Here is a 1,286-nt window from a genome sequence, read left to right as displayed (position 1 = left end):
CTATTATGCAACAAAATAAAGATTGTTATAGGGATGTAGTTCTGTGGGCTAGAAAGCATAATGTTCATGCAAGTGATGATTATGTCATCATCGCAAGGCATGATCATAGTATAGAAAATCTTAGCTGTCGTTTGTCACCAAGTGATGTAAAAGGCATCATTAAGAGTAAAATAAATAATGACACTGATTATTTGATAAGAATGAGACAAGATTTTTCCAAGAAAAAAGAAATTACTGGTGATGATTTCGTATGCAGTGTTTGTAGTTCTTCGATATGTATAACTGAAAGTGGAGATGTATATCCTTGTGCAGGATGGCAAAGTTATGTTATTTCAAATGTTAAAGAAAGAAAACTGCATGATATATGGCTTAATTCAGATAAAATTCATTATTTAAGAAATTTGCGGAAGCATAGTTTTCCAAAATGTCTTAAATGTAAAAATAAAGATTTTTGCACCATGTGCATGGTTAGAAATGCCAATGAAAGCCTCACAGGCAATCCATTGGAAATTAACAGCTATTTTTGTCATTTAACAGACTTCGCTAGAGAATGTATTTTTAGTGGAGAAGATTGTATTTGAAATTAAATTTTTAACAGATACTATCTATCCCATGCGTTATATAGAGAGATTTATAGAAAGATCTCATTTTATAAACAGGGCATGATACTTATGGTGGCATGTAACATGCTCAAAAACAAAAGTTTTTATGATGTATGAGATTTTTTTAAATTCATGTCAATCTATATGAGATTTTTTAGTGTGATAAGGTCTGTAAATGATTGATTTGTATGGATGTTGATGATCAACAATGGTGAGATCCTACACTGTCAGCCCGATATAAAAAAGCCGCTCCCTGTGAGCGGCTTTTTGTTTTTCTGGCCACGTTCCACGTGAAACATCGAGTCTGTGTATCAGGGGTTTTGGCTGCGAAAAGATCGGCGCCACTCGCTGGGGGAGATGGTAAAGCGGGCGCGGAAGTGGTTGCGCAGGGAGGTGGCACTCTTGAAGCCGACCAGCTCGGCGATGCGATCGATGGAATGGCCGCTCACTTCAAGCAACTCTTGACTGCGCCTGAGCCGCTCCGCCAGCAGCCATTCACCCACCGAGAGGCCGGTAGCCTGATGAAAGCGGCGGGTAAAGGTGCGTCGGCTCATCAGGGTATGGGCCGCCAGAGAGTCCAGGGTGTGAGGCTCGGCCAGATGGGCACGCAGGTGATCGAGCAACTGGTTCATCCGGACATCGCGGGTGGAGGCGGGCACCGGCTGCTCGATAAACTGGGCCTGA

2 protein-coding genes are annotated in these 1,286 nt (G+C 41.5%); one reads left to right on the top strand and one right to left on the bottom strand.

The window, feature by feature from the left end:
- Nucleotides 1–581 (top strand): SPASM domain-containing protein (locus AACS18_RS15980; RefSeq protein WP_146184777.1); only part of this gene is annotated, 581 nt, incomplete at its 5' end.
- A gap of 332 nt (nt 582–913) precedes the next feature.
- Here AACS18_RS15980 and AACS18_RS15975 read toward each other — a convergent pair.
- The coding region (locus tag AACS18_RS15975; protein ID WP_146184776.1) for a helix-turn-helix domain-containing protein at nt 914–1,286 on the bottom strand (373 nt) is incomplete at its 5' end.

Source organism: Aeromonas sp. HMWF015, from assembly GCF_963878965.1.
Taxonomy (GTDB): Bacteria; Pseudomonadota; Gammaproteobacteria; order Enterobacterales; family Aeromonadaceae; genus Aeromonas; species Aeromonas veronii.
The sequence above is the reverse complement of the archived record's forward strand: the minus strand, read 5'-3'. Positions and strand labels throughout refer to the sequence as shown.